At 60.6% G+C, this 15,230-nt stretch carries 12 protein-coding genes and 1 other RNA gene; 11 read left to right on the top strand and 2 right to left on the bottom strand.

Annotated features, from left to right (window positions below):
- The first annotated feature begins 242 nt into the window (after positions 1 to 242).
- A complete protein-coding gene (gene ydiK, locus ACJ8J1_RS08500; protein ID WP_033642902.1) occupies positions 243 to 1,343 on the top strand; it encodes an AI-2E family transporter YdiK in 1,101 nt (366 codons plus the stop codon).
- A 260-nt stretch (positions 1,344 to 1,603) separates the two neighbouring features.
- An RNA gene (gene rprA / locus ACJ8J1_RS08505) (antisense sRNA RprA) lies at positions 1,604 to 1,713 on the top strand.
- A gap of 109 nt (positions 1,714 to 1,822) precedes the next feature.
- Here rprA and ppsA read toward each other — a convergent pair.
- Positions 1,823 to 4,201 (bottom strand): phosphoenolpyruvate synthase, encoded by a 2,379-nt coding sequence (ppsA, locus tag ACJ8J1_RS08510; protein WP_033642901.1) that lies wholly within the window; start codon positions 4,199 to 4,201, stop codon positions 1,823 to 1,825.
- A gap of 458 nt (positions 4,202 to 4,659) precedes the next feature.
- On the opposite strand from ppsA, the gene ppsR reads away from it, so the two are divergent.
- The 9 genes from ppsR (at position 4,660) to ACJ8J1_RS08555 (ending at position 13,601) form a co-directional block, all read left to right on the top strand.
- Positions 4,660 to 5,520: a posphoenolpyruvate synthetase regulatory kinase/phosphorylase PpsR gene (gene ppsR / locus ACJ8J1_RS08515; RefSeq protein ID WP_160880175.1), complete on the top strand. Its 861-nt coding sequence runs from the start codon at positions 4,660 to 4,662 to the stop codon at positions 5,518 to 5,520.
- 196 nt (positions 5,521 to 5,716) lie between these two features.
- Positions 5,717 to 6,763 (top strand): 3-deoxy-7-phosphoheptulonate synthase, encoded by a 1,047-nt coding sequence (locus tag ACJ8J1_RS08520; protein ID WP_033642899.1) that lies wholly within the window; start codon positions 5,717 to 5,719, stop codon positions 6,761 to 6,763.
- A gap of 105 nt (positions 6,764 to 6,868) precedes the next feature.
- A complete protein-coding gene (locus ACJ8J1_RS08525) occupies positions 6,869 to 7,354 on the top strand; it encodes a glutathione peroxidase (RefSeq protein WP_033642898.1) in 486 nt (161 codons plus the stop codon).
- Positions 7,355 to 7,526: 172 nt separating this feature from the next.
- Positions 7,527 to 7,709, top strand: coding sequence for a hemin uptake protein HemP (gene hemP, locus ACJ8J1_RS08530; RefSeq protein WP_016927944.1), 183 nt, complete (start codon positions 7,527 to 7,529; stop codon positions 7,707 to 7,709).
- A gap of 94 nt (positions 7,710 to 7,803) precedes the next feature.
- Positions 7,804 to 9,888: a TonB-dependent hemoglobin/transferrin/lactoferrin family receptor gene (locus ACJ8J1_RS08535; RefSeq protein ID WP_033642897.1), complete on the top strand. Its 2,085-nt coding sequence runs from the start codon at positions 7,804 to 7,806 to the stop codon at positions 9,886 to 9,888.
- A 66-nt stretch (positions 9,889 to 9,954) separates the two neighbouring features.
- Complete coding sequence (locus ACJ8J1_RS08540) at positions 9,955 to 10,992, top strand: hemin-degrading factor (protein ID WP_033642896.1); 1,038 nt, start codon at positions 9,955 to 9,957, stop codon at positions 10,990 to 10,992.
- Positions 10,989 to 11,819, top strand: a complete 831-nt coding sequence (locus ACJ8J1_RS08545) for a heme/hemin ABC transporter substrate-binding protein (protein WP_033642895.1) — start codon at positions 10,989 to 10,991, stop codon at positions 11,817 to 11,819. Before ACJ8J1_RS08540 ends, ACJ8J1_RS08545 begins: the two co-directional genes overlap by 4 nt.
- On the top strand, positions 11,819 to 12,823 hold the full coding sequence (locus ACJ8J1_RS08550) for a FecCD family ABC transporter permease (protein WP_033642894.1): 1,005 nt from the start codon (positions 11,819 to 11,821) through the stop codon (positions 12,821 to 12,823). Before ACJ8J1_RS08545 ends, ACJ8J1_RS08550 begins: the two co-directional genes overlap by 1 nt.
- A complete protein-coding gene (locus tag ACJ8J1_RS08555; protein ID WP_033642893.1) occupies positions 12,816 to 13,601 on the top strand; it encodes a heme ABC transporter ATP-binding protein in 786 nt (261 codons plus the stop codon). Before ACJ8J1_RS08550 ends, ACJ8J1_RS08555 begins: the two co-directional genes overlap by 8 nt.
- Before the next feature lie 37 nt (positions 13,602 to 13,638).
- Here ACJ8J1_RS08555 and ACJ8J1_RS08560 read toward each other — a convergent pair whose 3' ends face one another.
- Complete coding sequence (locus tag ACJ8J1_RS08560) at positions 13,639 to 15,081, bottom strand: protein adenylyltransferase SelO (RefSeq protein ID WP_033642892.1); 1,443 nt, start codon at positions 15,079 to 15,081, stop codon at positions 13,639 to 13,641.
- Positions 15,082 to 15,230 lie beyond the last annotated feature (149 nt).

The raw sequence follows: 15,230 nt of genomic DNA on the forward strand, positions 1-15,230 counted from the left end.
CTTTTTTGACCCTGTCCGTCTATTTTTTATGCGCTGATGTACGCTGAATCGGGCCTTTAATTCAGACCCACCCTATTTTTTAGTGACACTAAAAACTAACATACTCGTTTAGTGAAGGCATTCACATTATTACCGCCCTGCGAGCGCCGCCACAGGCGGCCGCCCGGCGGTGATAAACCGACCGACAGGCACCCCGATTCGCTGGTGCCAGGGATTTAATTGACCAGGATGAGAACCCACTGATGCCACTCCCGCAATCGCGTTACGACTTACCGCGAATTATTTTCGGCGTGCTGTTTATCGCCATCATGATCGTCGCCTGTTTCTGGGTGATCCAACCGTTTATTCTCGGCTTCGCCTGGGCGGGCATGGTGGTTATCGCCACCTGGCCGCTGCTGCTCAAACTGCAAAAGCTGCTGTGGGGACGCCGCTCGCTGGCGGTGCTGGTCATGACCCTGCTGTTGATCCTGCTGTTCATTCTGCCCATCTCCCTGCTGATCAGCAGCGTGGTGGATAACAGCGCGCCGTTGATCGCCTGGGCCAGCTCGCCAGGCAAGCTGCATATTCCCGACCTCGCTTGGCTGCAATCCGTCCCGATGATCGGCGACAAGCTCTATACCAGCTACCATACGCTGGTTAACGCCGGCGGCGCCGCGCTGCTGGCGAAGGTACAGCCATACTTCGGCCAGACCGCCACCTGGTTCGTGGCGCAGGCGGCGCATATCGGCCGCCTGCTGCTGCACTGCGCGCTGATGCTGCTGTTCAGCGCCTTGTTGTACGCGCGCGGCGAACAGGTCGCGCTGGGTATCCGCCACTTTGCGGTACGCCTCGGTTCCGCGCGCGGCGATGCGGCGGTGCTGCTGGGCGGCCAGGCGATCCGCGCGGTCGCGCTGGGCGTGGTAGTGACGGCGCTGGTGCAGTCGGTGCTGGGCGGCATCGGTCTGGCGATAAGCGGCATTCCGGCCGCCACCCTGTTGACGATGCTGATCTTCATCTGCTGTGTGGCGCAATTGGGGCCGCTGTTGGTGCTGGTGCCGGCCATCATTTGGCTGTACTGGCACGGCGACACCACCTGGGGCACCGTGCTGCTGGTCTGGAGCTGCGTGGTGGCCACGCTGGATAACGTGCTGCGCCCGGTGCTGATCCGCATGGGCGCCGATCTGCCGCTGCTGCTGATCCTGTCCGGCGTTATCGGCGGTTTGCTGGCCTTCGGCATGATCGGCCTGTTCATCGGCCCGGTAGTGTTGGCGGTGTCTTATCGACTGCTGACCGCCTGGATGGATGAAGCGCCGGAGCCGACCACCGCGCCGGAGCAAGTGATCGAAGAACTGGAAAAACGTTAATCGCCCTCCCTTCCGCCCGCATCGCCGGGCGGAAGAGTTTCCCCTCTCACTACGCCTACCTCATTCGGGTAATATCTTCGCCAAATATAATGCCGTTGTTTATTGATTAAGGCGCGGCAAATGGAAAGGTGCAATGTAAATCCGTGTTTGCTGCAAAATGCAAAAAGAGATAACGCCCGCAAATAAATGGTGATACCGCTATCGATTAGGATGATTCTTAATGACTAGTCGCGTTCAAATATCTAGTATTATGGCCATCTATTGCTTCAAATCACTGATTTTAAAGCAACCTTTCTGAACAATGTAATGCCATACATGTGAATTGCTGTGTGTAGTCTTTGCCCATCTCCTACGATGGGCTTTTTTTTATTCTTTTTTCGCCAAATTGATTATTTAACGCGCCGTTATTTACATTCAGAAATAAAAAGGCCGCAGCGTAAACTGCGGCCGGGTATTAATGCCTTAGCAACGCCGAAGCCTTATTTCTTTTTCGACAAGTTGATCCAGGTCTGCACTACGGTATCCGGATTGAGCGACAGGCTATCGATGCCCTGCTCCATCAACCACTCGGCGAAGTCTTCATGGTCGGACGGCCCCTGGCCGCAGATACCGACGTATTTGCCGTGGCGTTTGGCCGCCTGGATCGCCATCGACAGCAGCGCTTTCACCGCGTCGTTGCGTTCGTCGAACAGTTCCGACACCACGCCGGAGTCGCGATCCAGCCCCAGCGCCAGCTGGGTCATGTCGTTGGAGCCGATGGAGAAACCGTCGAAGTGCTCAAGGAACTGATCCGCGAGCAGCGCATTGGACGGGATCTCGCACATCATGATCACTTTCAGCCCGTTTTCGCCGCGCTTCAGCCCCTGACGCGCCAGCTCGGCCACCACCGCTTCCGCCTGCGCCACGGTGCGCACGAACGGCACCATGATTTCGACGTTGGTCAGCCCCATTTCGTTACGCACGCGTTTCACCGCTTCGCACTCCAGCGCGAAGCAATCGCGGAAGCTGTCGGCCACGTAGCGGCCGGCCCCGCGGAAGCCCAGCATCGGGTTCTCTTCGTGCGGTTCATACTTGTCGCCGCCCACCAGGTTGGCGTACTCGTTGGATTTGAAGTCGGACAGACGCACGATCACGCGCTTCGGCCAGAAGGCGGCGCCCAGCGTCGCGATCCCTTCGGTCAAACGACCGACGTAGAACTCGACCGGGTGGTCATAGCCCTGCATCAACGCGCGAATTTCGTTTTGCAACGCCGGCGTTTGCTGATCGAACTCCAGCAGCGCGCGCGGGTGCACGCCAATCATGCGGTTGATGATGAATTCCAGCCGCGCCAGGCCCACGCCTTCGTTCGGCAAACGCGCGAAGTCGAAAGCGCGATCCGGGTTGCCGACGTTCATCATGATCTTCAGCGGCAGATCCGGCAGTTCGGTCACTTCGGAGCTCTGCACGCTGAAGTCCAGCATGTCGCTGTAAACGAAGCCGGTGTCGCCTTCCGCACAGGATACGGTGACTTTCTGGCCGTCTTTCAGCACGTCGGTGGCGTGGCCACAGCCCACTACCGCCGGAATGCCCAGCTCACGGGCGATGATCGCCGCGTGGCAGGTGCGCCCGCCGCGGTTGGTGACGATCGCAGCGGCCTTCTTCATGATCGGCTCCCAGTCCGGATCGGTCATGTCGGTCACCAGCACGTCGCCCGGCTGGATGCGATCCATTTCGCTGATATCGTGAATCACTTTCACTGGACCGGCGCCGATGCGATGACCGATGGCGCGGCCTTCCACCAGCACCGGGCTGGAGCCGTTCAGCTGATAGCGTTCCATGGTCTGTTCGTTGGAGCGAACGGTCTCCGGGCGCGCCTGCACGATCAGCAGTTTGCCGGTGTGGCCGTCTTTCGCCCACTCGATATCCATCGGGCGGCCGTAATGTTTTTCGATCAGGATCGCTTGATGCGCCAGCGCCTGCACTTCGTCATCGGTCAGCGAGAACCGGCTGCGCTGCGCTTCCGGCACGTCTTCGATGCGCACCTGCTTGCCGTGATCCTGCGACGGCGCGTACACCATGCGGATTTTTTTCGAGCCCAGGTTGCGGCGCACGATCGCCGGCTTGCCTTTTTGCAACGTCGGCTTGTGCACATAGAACTCATCCGGGTTCACCGCGCCCTGCACCACCATCTCACCCAGACCGAAGGCGGAGGTGATGAACACCACCTGATCAAAGCCGGACTCGGTGTCGATGGTGAACATCACGCCCGAGGAGGCCAGATCGGAGCGCACCATGCGCTGTACGCCCGCCGACAGCGCGACGCCGCGGTGGTCGTAACCCTGGTGCACGCGATAAGAGATGGCGCGGTCATTGAACAGCGACGCGAACACGTGCTTGATCGCCACCATCACGGCGTCGATGCCCTGCACGTTGAGGAAGGTTTCCTGCTGGCCGGCGAAGGAAGCGTCCGGCATGTCTTCCGCCGTGGCGGAGGAGCGCACCGCAAAGGAGGCTTCCGGTTCGCCGTCGGCGAGCTGTTGGTAAGCCTGATGAATTTCACGCTCGAACTCGGCGTGGAACGGCGTGTCGATCACCCATTGGCGGATCTGGGCACCGGCCTTGGCCAGTTGTGCAACGTCGTCAACGTCAGTCTGATCCAGTAACTGATAGATGCGCTGGTTAACACCGCTTTGTTCGAGGAAATCGTTAAACGCCTGCGCGGTGGTGGCAAAACCGTTCGGCACGGCCACGCCCAAATCGGAAAGATTGGTGATCATTTCACCGAGGGAAGCGTTTTTGCCGCCGACACGGTCAACGTCGTGCATGCCAAGCTGGTTGTACCAAAGCACATTACGCAAGTCTGGGCCATTGTTGGACATCGAGACAATCCTTATTGCTATCAGTAGGGTAAAGACGGATTTAATTCGCTTGCTTTACGGCGCCGCTAAACGCGGAGCCGAATCAGACTAGCACACTGATCCGGGGAAAATGGAAAGGTGAATCGATCAACCCACTGAAGAAAGTGGTTTTTAAGAGAATGTCCTAACCGGCTGATTTGCCTGGGAACCGTTCCCAAACGCACGAAAAGCTTAGTTCTCAACAAATTACGTTCTTTTTAAACTTCTGTTTTAATGACCGCGCAAACGCTACCGTTTTTGGTGAAAATAACGGCAAACTCGCGCTTCAGGTGGAAAAGCGCCGCTGGGCCGCACTTTTTATGGCCGCTAATCGCGCTTTCCGCCAGCGCCGCCGCATGGCGGTTTATCGCCCCGCCGTCACAATTTTTTCTCTCGCCCCTTTACCGACGGATCGTCTGCGGCCCATGATATTGACAGTGATGACAGCAGGAACACCGTTTTCAGGTAAGGAGCCTCGGGTGGAAAGAAGCGTTTTTTATATTTCGGATGGTACGGCGATCACCGCCGAAGTGCTGGGACACGCGGTGCTGTCGCAGTTCCCGGTCACGGCGACCACCTATACCCTGCCGTTTGTCGAAACCGAGGCCCGCGCGCGCGCAGTTCGCCAGCAAATCGATGATATTTACCATGAAACCGGCGTGCGCCCGTTGGTGTTTTACTCCATTATCTCGCCGGAAGTGCGCGATGTGATCGTCCAGAGCCAGGGCTTCTGCCAGGATATCGTGCAGGCGCTGGTCGGCCCGCTGCAGGGCGAGCTGGATGTGGAACCGACGCCGGTGCCGAACCGCACCCACGGCCTGACCGCCAGCAATCTCGGCAAGTACGACGCCCGCATCGCCGCCATCGACTATACCCTGGCGCACGATGATGGCATTTCGCTGCGCAACCTCGATCAGGCGCAGGTGATCCTGCTCGGCGTCTCGCGCTGCGGCAAAACCCCCACCAGCCTCTATCTGGCGATGCAGTTCGGCATCCGCGCCGCCAACTACCCGTTTATCGCCGACGATATGGACAATTTGCATCTGCCGGCCTCGCTGAAACCGTTTCAGCATAAATTATTCGGCCTGACCATCGATCCGGAGCGCCTGGCGGCGATCCGTGAAGAGCGGCGCGAAAACAGCCGTTACGCCTCCTTGCGCCAGTGCCGCATGGAAATCGCCGAGGTCGAGGCGCTGTTCCGCAAAAACCAGATCCGCTACCTCAACACCACCAACTATTCGGTCGAAGAGATCTCCACCAAAATCCTCGATATCCTCGGCATGAGCCGCCGCATGTTCTGATCTTTCCCCGCGGGGCCATCGCGCCCCGCCGCCTGCCGTTTATTTCAGCAGCAGCTGATTTTTTTGTGCTTTTTTTCGCGGCTTTGATCAACAGAACGCAATCTCTACGGTTGAATTCAGCGCTTTTTGCGTTATTGTGATCGCCATCACTTCCCGGCGCTCCTGCCGCAGAGAAGAACAGTTTCCAGGGAACAACATGCACAAAACAGATGAACTGCGGACCGCGCGCATCGACAGCCTCGTCACGCCGCAAGCGTTGGCGGATAAGCTGCCGATCTCGGCGGCCGTCGCCGATAACGTGACAGCGTCACGTAAACGCATTGAAAAAATCCTTACCGGTGAAGACCGCCGCCTGCTGGTGGTGATCGGCCCCTGCTCCATCCACGATCTCGACGCCGCCGTCGATTACGCCGGCCGGCTGAACGCCCTGCGCGAACGCTACCAGGATCGCCTGGAGATCGTGATGCGCACCTACTTCGAAAAACCGCGCACCGTTGTCGGCTGGAAAGGCCTGATCTCCGATCCGGCACTGGACGGCACCTTCCAGGTCAACCGCGGCATCGAAATGGCGCGCCGCCTGCTGCTGGAGGTGAACCAGCTCGGCCTGCCGACCGCCACCGAATTCCTGGACATGGTCGTCGGCCAATACATCGCCGATCTGATCAGCTGGGGCGCCATCGGTGCGCGCACCACCGAAAGCCAGATCCACCGTGAAATGGCCTCGGCGCTCTCCTGCCCGGTCGGCTTCAAAAACGGCACCGACGGCAACACCCGCATCGCCATCGACGCCATTCGCGCGGCGCGTGCCGGGCACATGTTCCTGTCGCCGGACAAACATGGTCAGATGACCATCTACCAGACCAGCGGCAACCCGTACGGCCACATCATCATGCGCGGCGGCAAAACGCCGAACTACCACGCCAGCGATATCGCCGCCGCCTGTGACAGCCTGCGTGAATTCGATCTGCCGGAGCACCTGGTGATCGACTTCAGCCACGGCAACTGCCAGAAGATGCATCGCCGTCAGTTGGAAGTGGCCGACAATGTCTGCCAGCAGATCCGCGCCGGCTCTGCCGCCATCACCGGCGTGATGGCGGAAAGCTTCCTGGTGGAAGGCACGCAGAAAATCGTCGCCGGCCAGCCGCTGACCTATGGCCAGTCGATCACCGATCCTTGCCTGAGCTGGTCCGACAGCGAACAACTGCTGGCGATGCTGGCGGATGCCATCGATAGCCGCTTCTAGCCTATCGCAGGCCGGGGCCACGCCCCGGCTTTATCTCCTCTGTTTCGCTCATCTATACTGATCGCAATCCTTTAACACCCGCCGCAACGCACTGGGAGCCCCGGCATGATTCACTCTCTGTTATCCATCCCCTGCGTCACGCTGCAGGGCGAGCAAAAAACGCTGGGCGATTTCCCGGCGCGCGCTTACCTGGTGGTCAACACCGCCAGCAAGTGCGGTTTCACCCCGCAATACCGCGGGCTGGAAAATTTGTGGCAATACTATCGCGAACGCGGGTTGATGGTGCTCGGCTTCCCTTGCAACCAGTTTGGTTCTCAGGAGCCGGGCAGTCCGCTTGAGATCGCCAATTTTTGCAGCCTCAACTACGGCGTCAGTTTCCCGCTGTTCAACAAAATAGAGGTCAACGGCCCCGGCGCCCATCCGCTGTTCAACGAACTGAAACGCCTGGCGCCCGGCATTCTGGGCAGCCGCCGCATCAAATGGAATTTCACCAAATTCCTGCTCACCGCCGATGGTCAACGTGTCACGCGCTTTGCGCCGATCACCAAACCTGAGCGTCTGTTCGACCGTATCGAAACCCTGCTGAAATAATCCCCTCTTTTTTACGGGCCGAGCGCGTTCGGCCCGTCGCCGGATGTCCGTTCGGCAAAAAGGTTCCATCGGTAAGAAAATTTTCCTTGATGTAACCTTTCCATCACATGATAATGATTCTCAATTTGATATTAATTACCATTTAATGGTCTGTTTTATAAGCACAAAGATGATGGATACTGCCAACACGCCAACTCCCGCCGCCGCGGCCCCGACCGAGCACAGCGCAAACGCGCCGCCCAGCTACGACAGCGCACAGCTGCTCGGCGCCGACGGCATCGCGTTCATTACCCATCAGGGCCAGCGCTATCAACTGCGGCAGACCAAGGCAGGGAAATTGATCCTGACCAAATAACCACAGAATCCTCAAACGCCAGCCACCCCGATCTTGTGATCCAGGCAGCCAGCAAATCTATTGATATGTTTCATTACATACGGAGAGTTGCACCATGCCTCTGACATTTTCCACCCGGCTGCGTTTTTCCGCGTTGAGTCTGGCGATTGCCTGCGCTCTGCCTACGGTGGCCTTGGCACAAAACACCAGCACGACACCCTCTTCTTCCCCCGCGACGCCGGCCAAAAAAGCCAAAGCCGCTGACGAAACCATGACCGTGGTCGCCACCGGCAATCAGCGCAGCAGCTTTGAAGCGCCGATGATGGTGACGGTCATCGAAGGCAGTTCGCCGGAAAGCCAAACTGCGGGGACCGCTGCCGATATGCTGCGCCGCGTGCCGGGCATCACCGTCACGGGCTCCGGCCGCAGCAATGGGCAGGATCTCATGATGCGCGGTTACGACCGACGCGGCGTGCTGACGCTGGTCGACGGCATCCGCCAGGGCACCGATACCGGCCATATTAACGGCACATTTTTAGATCCTGCGTTGGTGAAGCGCATCGAAATCGTGCGCGGCCCTTCTGCCCTGCTGTACGGCAGCGGCGCGTTGGGTGGCGTAGTGTCTTATGAAACTGTCGACGCCGCCGACCTGCTGTTGCCAGGCCACGACAGCGGGTTCCGCGTCTACGGCACCGCCGGCAGCGGCGATCACAGCTTGGGCATGGGCGCCAGCGCCTACGGCAAGACCGATAACCTCGACGGCCTGCTGTCGTTCGGCACCCGCGACGTCGGCAATCTGCGCCAGGGCAATGGCTTCGATGCCCCCAACGACGAAACCATCAACAACGTGCTGGCCAAAGGCACCTGGAAGATCGACGACAACCAGTCGCTGGGCGGCAACCTTCGTTACTACAACAACAGCGCCCAAGAGCCGAAAAACCCACAAACGCCAGCCAGCTCCGCTGGAAACTTAATGACCGATCGTTCGACGATCCAACGCGACGCGGCTCTGAGTTACAAACTGAAGCCGGTCGGCCAGGATTGGCTGGATGCTGAAGCGAAAGTGTATTACTCGGACGTGAAAATTAACGCGCACGCCAGCGGCAGCGAAGATGAAGCGCGCAAACAAACCACTAAAGGCGCCAAACTCGAAAACCGCACACGCCTGTTTGCAGATACTTTCGCTTCGCACCTGTTGACCTACGGCACCGAGGCTTACAAACAGGAGCAAACGCCGGGCGGAGCGACCGAAAGTTTCCCGCACGCAAAAATCAACTTCGCTTCAGGCTGGCTGCAGGACGAAATCACGCTGCGCGATCTGCCCGTCACCCTGCTCGCCGGCACCCGCTATGACAATTACAAGGGCTCAAGTGACGGCTATGCCGATGTGGATGCGAACAAATGGTCCTCACGCGGCGCAGTCAGCATTACCCCCACCGACTGGCTGATGCTGTTCGGCTCCTATTCTCAGGCGTTCCGCGCACCGACGATGGGTGAGATGTACAACGACTCCAAACACTTCTCCATCCCAATGGGGCCTACCACCATCACCAACTATTGGGTGCCGAACCCTAATTTGAAACCGGAAACCAATGAAACTCAAGAGTACGGATTTGGCCTGCGTTTCGACGATCTGCTGCTCGCCGATGATAGCTTGCAGTTCAAAGCGAGCTATTTCGATACCAAAGCCAAGGATTACATCACAACCGACGTCACCATGGAGCTGGGACGCGGCCCGCGCGGCCCTTACTGCATCAGTTGCACCACCTTCTCGACCAATATCGATCGCGCAAAAATCTGGGGATGGGACGCTACGCTCAGCTATAAAACCTCTTGGTTCGGCTGGGATTTGGCTTATAACCGCACCCGCGGCAAAAATGAAGCGACCGGTGACTGGTTGAGCAGCATCAATCCGGACACCGTCACCAGCTCGCTGGATGTGCCGCTGGGCGAAACCGGTCTGTCCGCCGGTTGGGTCGCCACCTTCGCCGAACGCGCCACCCGCGTGCAGACGGGGACGCCGGAGCAAGGCGGCTACGGGGTTAACGACTTCTATCTGAGCTACAAAGGCCGCGACCGTCTGCAGGGCGTCACCACCACCGTGGTGCTGGGCAACGCCTTCGACAAAGAGTACTACTCGCCGCAGGGCGTCCCGCAGGATGGCCGCAACGCCAAACTGCTGGTCAGCTACCAGTGGTGATCATTTGACTATCTGGCGGACATCCGGTGTGTCCGCCATTCGCATCACAGCGCAGGAGAATCCCGCATGAGCAACACCCTGTACGAACGTTACCAACAGGCTAAAATCGACCATCCCGGTAAATACGCCCGCGATCTGGCGGCGATCCTTGGCGTCAGCGAAGCAGAGCTGACGCACGCCCGCGTTGGCCACGACGCCCGCCGCCTGCAGGCCGACGCACGCACGTTGCTGACCGAACTCGAGCAAGTGGGCGTCACCAAGTCCATCACCCGCAACAGCTATGCGGTGCATGAGCAGATGGGCCGCTACCGCAACCAGCACCTCAACGGCCACGCCGGGCTGATCCTCAACCCGCGCGAGCTGGATCTGCGCCTGTTCCTCAACCACTGGACCAGCGTCTTCGCCATGAGCGAAACCAACAAGCGCGGCGTGCGCCACAGCATTCAGTTCTTTGACCCGCAGGGCGATGCACTGCACAAGGTCTACACCACCGAGGAAACCGATCTGCCGGCCTGGATGGCGCTGGTGGAACGCCACCTGAGCGAAGAAAACCCGGCGCTGGCGCTGCAGCCCGCCGAGGCGGCCACCTCCGATGAAGCCACGCAGGATCAGGCCAAAATCGACGCTGAATGGCGCGCGATGACCGACGTGCACCAGTTCTTCCAGCTGCTGAGCCGCAATAAGCTGACGCGTCAGCAGGCCTTCCGCGCCGTCGGCGACGATCTGGCCTATCAGGTGGACAACAGCGCGCTGTCGCAACTGCTGGAGGCGGCGCAGCAACAGCAAAATGAGATCATGATCTTCGTCGGCAACCGTGGCTGCGTGCAGATTTTCACCGGCCAGATCGAACGGTTGATGCCGCAGGAAGGCTGGATCAACGTGTTCAACCGCCGCTTCACGCTGCACCTGATTGAAAACGCCATCGCCGAAAGCTGGATCACCCGCAAACCGACCAAAGACGGCATCGTCACCAGCCTGGAGCTGTTCGCCGCAGATGGCACGCAGATCGCGCAGCTGTATGGCCAGCGCACCGAAGGCCAACCGGAACAAACCCAGTGGCGCGAGCAGGTCGCCGCGCTCGCCGCCAAGGACATCGCCGCATGAAATCCTCCTTGATCCGCCGCCTGGCGTTGATGGTGACGCTGACGCTGCCGCTCACCGCCGCCGCCGCGCAGCGCATCGTCTCGATCGGCGGCGACGTGACGGAAATCGCCTTTGCGCTCGGCGCCGGCGACGACGTGATCGCCCGCGACAGCACCAGCCTGCATCCGGAAGCGGTGAAAAAGCTGCCGGACGTCGGCTACATGCGCCAGCTGAACGCCGAAGGCATTCTGGCGCTGAAACCGACGCTGGTGCTGACGACCGAGCTGGCGCAGCCGGCGCTGGTGCTCAAACAACTGGCGGACAGCGGCGTCAAGGTCGTCAGCGTGCCGGGTGACACCACCCTGCAAGCGGTGCCGCAAAAAATCGCCGCGATCGCCGCCGCGCTGCAGCGTGATGAGCAAGGCAAGCAGTTGAGCGAGCGCTATCAACAGCAGCTGGCGGCGGTCGATACCACTCCGCTGCCGGTCAAGGTGCTGTTTGTGATGAGCCACGGCGGCATTACGCCGATGGCGGCCGGGCAACACACCGCCGCCGACGCGGTGATCGCCGCCGCCGGACTGAAAAACGCCATGCAGGGTTTTGACCGCTACCGTCCGCTGTCGCAGGAAGGCGTCATCGCCAGCGCGCCGGACCTGTTGCTGGTCACCACCGACGGCGTGCGCACCCTCGGCGGCGAACAGCAACTGTGGACGTTGCCGGGTCTGGCGTTGACGCCGGCAGGTAAGCAGCGTCGCGTGCTGATCGTCGATGACATGGCGCTGCTGGGCTTCGGTCTGGAAACGCCGGCGGCGCTGGCCAAACTGCGCCACGCGGCGGAGCAAAAGTAATGCGCTGTCGCACCTCGCCTCAGTTAGCCATCATCGGCCTGCTGGTGCTGCTGACGCTGCTGGCGCTGGTCGCCGCTAACCTGGGCGCGCTGACGCTGTCGTTTGGCACCCTGTGGCGCGAACCCTTCAGCGACGCCGCCTGGCACATCTGGCTGAACATTCGTCTGCCGCGCGTGCTGTTGGCGGTGGTGATCGGCTGTGCGCTGGCGGTATCCGGCGCGGTAATGCAGGGGCTGTTCCGCAATCCGCTGGCGGATCCGAGCCTGCTGGGCATCAGCAGCGGCGGCGCGCTGTTTGTCGCGCTGTTCATCGTGATGCCGCTGGCGTTGCCGGTGACGATCGCGTTGTATGGCCACATGCTGGCGGCGTTCCTCGGCAGCCTGCTGGTATCGCTGTTGATCTACGGCATCAGCCGCAGCGGGCACGGCAATCTGTCGCGGCTGCTGCTGGCGGGCATCGCGATCAACGCCCTGTGTATGGCTGCCATCGGCGTGCTCTCCTACATCAGCAGCGATCAACAGCTGCGCCAATTCTCGCTGTGGATGATGGGCAGCCTCAGCCAGTCGCAATGGCCGACGCTGGCCGTTTCCGCCTCGCTGATCCTGCCCACGGCACTGCTGACGCTGCTGCAGGCGCGTCGTCTGAACCTGTTACAGCTGGGGGACGAAGAGGCACACTACCTCGGGGTGAACGTTCAGCGCGCCAAGCTGCAGCTGCTGCTGTTGAGCGCCCTGTTGATCGGCGCGGCGGTGGCGATGAGCGGCGTGATCGGCTTCGTCGGTCTGGTGGTGCCGCATCTGGTGCGCATGCGCCTCGGCGGGGATCACCGCTGGCTGCTGCCCTGCTCTGCTCTGGGCGGCGCCTGCCTGCTACTGGTCAGCGACACGCTGGCGCGCACGCTGGTGGCGCCGGCCGAAATGCCGGTGGGATTGATGACCAGCCTGATCGGCGGCCCTTACTTCTTGTGGCTGGTGATGCGCCAGCGGGAGCGAACCAGTGGATAACGCCGCCAACCTCACGGCCCGGGAGTTGCGCTACAGCCTCGGTACGCGCCGCTTGATCAACGATGTTTCGCTCAGCCTCGCCGGCGGTGAAATGGTGGCGATTATCGGCCCTAACGGCGCCGGCAAATCGACGCTGCTGCGTTTGCTGACCGGCTATTTGACGCCGGACTGTGGCGAATGCCGGCTGCTTGGCCGCCCGCTGGAACACTGGGCGCCGCAGCAGTTGGCCAAAGTCCGAGCCGTGATGCGTCAATACAGCGATCTGGCGTTCCCCTTCAGCGTGGAAGAAGTGGTCAGCATGGGACGCGCGCCGCACGGCAAACGCGACGAGCACCAGGCGATCCAACAGGTTATGGCGCAGACCGATTGCCTGGCGCTGGCGCAGCGCGACTATCGTCAGCTGTCCGGCGGCGAACAGCAGCGGGTGCAACTGGCGCGGGTATTGGCACAGCTGTGGCAGCCGCAGCCGTCCCCCGCCTGGCTGTTCCTCGACGAGCCGACTTCGGCGTTGGATCTTTACCACCAGCAGCATACCCTGCGCCTGCTGCGCTCGTTGACGCGCCAACAGCCGCTGGGCGTCTGCTGTGTGCTGCACGATCTCAATCTGGCGGCGCTGTACGCCGACCGCATCCTGCTGTTGCATCAGGGGCGCCTGGTGGCGAGCGGCACACCGCAGGAAGTGTTGCAGACGGAAATCCTCACCCGCTGGTACCAGGCCGATCTCGGCGTGATTCATCATCCCGAAGTGTCGTTGCCGCAGGTCTATCTGCGACAATGAAACGTTCAAGGGCGCCATGAGGCGCCCTTTTTTCATCTCAGCTGGAGCAGGAAATCTCCAGATGTTTGCCCCAGTCCGGCGGCAGCGCGGCGAGATCGTCATACTCCGGCGCATCGTCGAACGGCCGCAGCAAGGCCTGATGCAACCGCTGCAAACGGCCGACGTCGTCTTTCTCCGCATCCTCAATCGCTTGCTGGGCCAGGTAGTTGCGCAGGATCAGCCGCGGGTTCACCGCCTTCATCGCCCGTTGCCGCTCCGCGTCGCTGACCTGCTCCTGCTGCAAACGCTGACGATATTGCTGATACCAGGCGTCGAAGGCCGCGCGGTCAATAAACTCATCGCGCAGCGGCGACTGCGCCTGTTGCTGTTCGGTTTCGCTCAACAGGCGGAACGTGCGGGTATAGTCCCGCCCTTCCTGGGCCATCAGGCTCAACAGGCCGGTCAGCACGTCGTTATCCTGCGCCGTCGGCGTGAAGAAGCCCAGTTTGGCGCGCATCTGTTCGCCATAGGCGCGCATCAACGCCGGTTCATACGCCGCCAACGCCTGCTGCAACTGTTCGGCAGTCATCAGCCCCGACAAGGTTTGCGCCAGGCGATGCAGGTTCCATAGCGCCACCGCCGGCTGATTATCAAAGGCGTAACGCCCTTGATGGTCGGAATGGTTACAGATATAGCCGGGCTGATAGTCATCGAGGAAGCCGTAAGGGCCGTAATCGATGGTGATGCCGAGAATCGACATGTTGTCGGTGTTCATCACGCCGTGGGCGAATCCGACGGTTTGCCAATGGGCGATCAGGCGCGCCGTGCGTTCGACCACGTCGGTAAACCACAACAGGTAACGATCGGCCTGATCCTGCAACTGCGGCCAGTGACGGGCGATGACGAAATCCGCCAGCTGCCGCACCTGCTCCGGCTGTTTGCGGTAATAAAAGTGTTCGAAGTGACCGAAGCGCACATGGCTTTCCGCCACCCGCAGCAGCATCGCGCCGCGTTCCGGCTGCTCGCGGTATACCGGTTGTTGACTGGTGACAATAGTTAACGCACGCGTGGTGGGGATCCCCAGATGGTGCAACGCCTCAGAGGCCAGAAACTCGCGGACAACCGAACGCAGCACCGCGCGGCCATCCCCCATGCGTGAATACGGCGTCAGCCCGGCGCCCTTCAGGTGCCAGTCACGGTGACTGCCGTCCGCCAGGACTTGTTCGCCCAGCAAAATGCCGCGCCCATCGCCCAGTTGCCCGGCCCAGACGCCGAACTGGTGGCCACTGTACACCTGTGCCAACGGCTGCATGCCCGGCAGCAGCGTTTCCCCCGCCCAAATCGGGGTTTTATCCTGAGTAAACCAACTGTCATCCAGCCCCAGCTCGCGCGCCAGCGGCTCACTGTGGTACAGCAGGCGCGCATCCTTGAGCGGCGTCGGGTTCAGGGCGGTGTAAAAACCGGGTAATTGTTGATAGTAAGCGTTATCGAATTGCGGCATAGGCCCTCCGTTTCAGCGTAGTGTAGAGCCTGAACGGGAGGATTAACACCGAAGGAATGCAGGGAGAACGCATCCGCCTGTCGCCAGAACGGATGCGGGAGGTTTCGCGTGAGGAAACGCGCTGAACGTCGGCTGACAAACGCGGTTAT

Origin of the sequence: Serratia sp. CY37869, assembly GCF_052168895.1 — a bacterium.
In the GTDB taxonomy this organism is placed as follows: domain Bacteria; phylum Pseudomonadota; class Gammaproteobacteria; order Enterobacterales; family Enterobacteriaceae; genus Serratia; species Serratia ureilytica.